Raw genomic sequence first — 2,308 nt, forward strand, 5'->3', positions numbered from 1 at the left:
CCCCGGAACCGGCCACCGCCCCACCGCCGCCTGACGGCCTCGCGGGCTGCGGCTGCCCTACTCCTCCGGCGGGAACACCGGCTCCCCGCTGTCCCCCAGCGTGATCGTGATCGCCTCCACCGGACAGCTCTCCGCCGCCTCCAGCACCCGCTCGTTCGCGTCCGTGTCCGGGGCGACCGGATGGGACTGCCGGGCGGAGTCCAGGCGGAAGCCGTCCGGCGCGTGGTGGAGGCACTGGGCGGAGCCGATGCACAGGGAACGGTCGACCTCGACGTGCCAGCGGTCGCCCATCGCTAGGCGTCCGCCGGGAGGTGGATCATCTTGTGCTCCAGGTACTCGCCGTACCCCTCGGGCCCGAACTCCCGCCCCAGGCCCGAGTTCTTGTAGCCGCCGAAGGGGCCCAGCATGTCCAGGCTGAAGGTGTTGACCGAATACGTGCCCGTACGGACCTGGCGGGCGATCTCGATGCCGTGCTCGACGTCCGCCGTCCACACGCTGCCGCTCAGCCCGTAGTCGGAGTCGTTGGCGATCTTCACGGCGTCGGACTCGTCGTCGTAGGGCAGCAGGCAGATCACCGGGCCGAAGATCTCCTCGCGGGCGATGCGCATGGAGTTGTCGACGTCGCCGAAGAGGGTCGGCTCGACGTACCAGCCGCGGTCGAGGCCGGCCGGGCGTCCGCCGCCGGTGAGGATCTTGGCGCCCTCCTCCTGGCCGATGCGGATGTAGTCGAGGTTGCGCCGCTGCTGCCGCCTGGCCACCAGCGGGCCCACCTGGGTGGCGGGATCCAGCGGGTCGCCGACCGTCAGTGCGCCCGCCGCGGCGGCCAGGGCGTCGGCGAACTCGTCGTAGCGGGAGCGCGGGAGGAGGATGCGGGTCTGGGCGACGCAGGCCTGCCCGTTGTTCATCCAGGCCGCGGGGGCGATGCCCGCCACGGCCGCCTCGACGTCCGCGTCGGGCAGGACGACGGCCGCCGACTTGCCGCCCAGTTCGAGCGTCACGCGCGTGAGGTTGCGGGCGGCGACCTCCATCACGCGCTTGCCGGCCGCGACCGACCCGGTGAAGGACACCTTGTCGATGCCGGGGTGCCCGACCAGGTACTCGCTCACTTCCCGGTTCGCGGGCAGGATCGACAGCACACCCTCCGGCAGCCCGGCCTCCCGCGCGATCTCGCCGAGCAGGTACGCGTCCAGCGGCGACTCGGGCGAGGGCTTGAGTACAGCCGTGCAGCCGGTGAGCAGGGCGGGGGCGAGCTTGGCGGCGGCGACGAACTGCGGGACGTTCCAGGGGGCGACGGCGGCGACCACCCCGACGGGCTCGCGCCGGACGAGGATGCGGCCGAGGACGCCGTCGCGCCGCTCCTCGTAGGTGAAGTTCCGCGCGACGGTGATCGCCGAGTCCCAGACCATGACGGCGCCGAGGGCCTGGGCGAGGACGCTCCAGGAGTACGGGGAGCCGTTCTGGGCGGAGATCACGCGGGCGATCTCGTCGTGCCGGGCGGCGATCCCGTCCTTGATCCTGCTCACGACCTCGATCCGCTCGTCGAGGCTCATGCGCGGCCAGGGTCCCTCGTCGAAGGCCCGCCGGGCCACCCCCACGGCCCGGTCCACATCCGCCGTCGAGGCGTGCGGGACGCGCCCGATGACCTCTTCCGTGTGCGGCGAGATCACCTCGATGACGTCCGTACCCAGGGGGTCGGTCAACTCCCCGCCGACGAACAGCTGTCCGTGTTCCACGAGCTCGGTCATGGCCGACTGCCTTCACATCTGACGGTGTTTCAGGAACTGATACCAGTTCTCGTTATAGTGGGCAATGGCCGTGGAACGGAGGGCGAATGAAGAGCAGCCAGGACCGCGAGCCCGTACCGGCGGTGTACGACCACGGCGGAGGCGTCCGGTCCCTGCGGGTCCCCATCCCGGACAACCCCCTCGGCCACACGCTGGTGTACGTCGTCGACACCGGCCGGGGCCCGGTACTGATCGACACCGGCTGGGACGACCCGGCGTCCTGGGACATCCTCGCGTCCGGCCTCACCGCCTGCGGCACCTCGGTCGCCGAGATACACGGCGTGGTCGTCACCCACCACCACCCGGACCACCACGGCCTGTCCGGCCGGGTCCGTGAGGCCTCGGGCGCGTGGATCGCGATGCACGCGGCGGACACCGCGGTCGTACGACGGACTCGCGAGGCCCGCCCCGAGCGCTGGTTCTCGTACATGACGGCCAAGCTCGCCGCCGCCGGTGCGCCTGAGGAGCACATCGCACCGCTGCGCGCGGCCCGGCCCCGCACCCTGCCCGGCCTCTCCCCCGCC

At 72.1% G+C, this 2,308-nt stretch carries 3 protein-coding genes; 1 reads left to right on the forward strand and 2 read right to left on the reverse strand.

All coding sequences use genetic code 11. The features are described from left to right. Positions 1–57 precede the first annotated feature (57 nt). Together CA983_RS42870 and CA983_RS42875 are read right to left on the reverse strand one after the other, a co-directional pair. Positions 58–291: a ferredoxin gene (locus CA983_RS42870; protein WP_086606020.1), complete on the reverse strand. Its 234-nt coding sequence runs from the start codon at positions 289–291 to the stop codon at positions 58–60. 2 nt (positions 292–293) lie between these two features. Next, positions 294–1,745 (reverse strand): aldehyde dehydrogenase, encoded by a 1,452-nt coding sequence (locus CA983_RS42875; RefSeq protein ID WP_086606021.1) that lies wholly within the window; start codon positions 1,743–1,745, stop codon positions 294–296. 86 nt (positions 1,746–1,831) lie between these two features. Between CA983_RS42875 and CA983_RS42880 the strand changes: the two genes are divergently transcribed. Then, on the forward strand, positions 1,832–2,308 hold a 477-nt coding region (locus tag CA983_RS42880), incomplete at its 3' end, for an MBL fold metallo-hydrolase (protein ID WP_143645801.1).

Source organism: Streptomyces swartbergensis, from assembly GCF_002148965.1.
Taxonomy (GTDB): domain Bacteria; phylum Actinomycetota; class Actinomycetes; order Streptomycetales; family Streptomycetaceae; genus Streptomyces; species Streptomyces swartbergensis.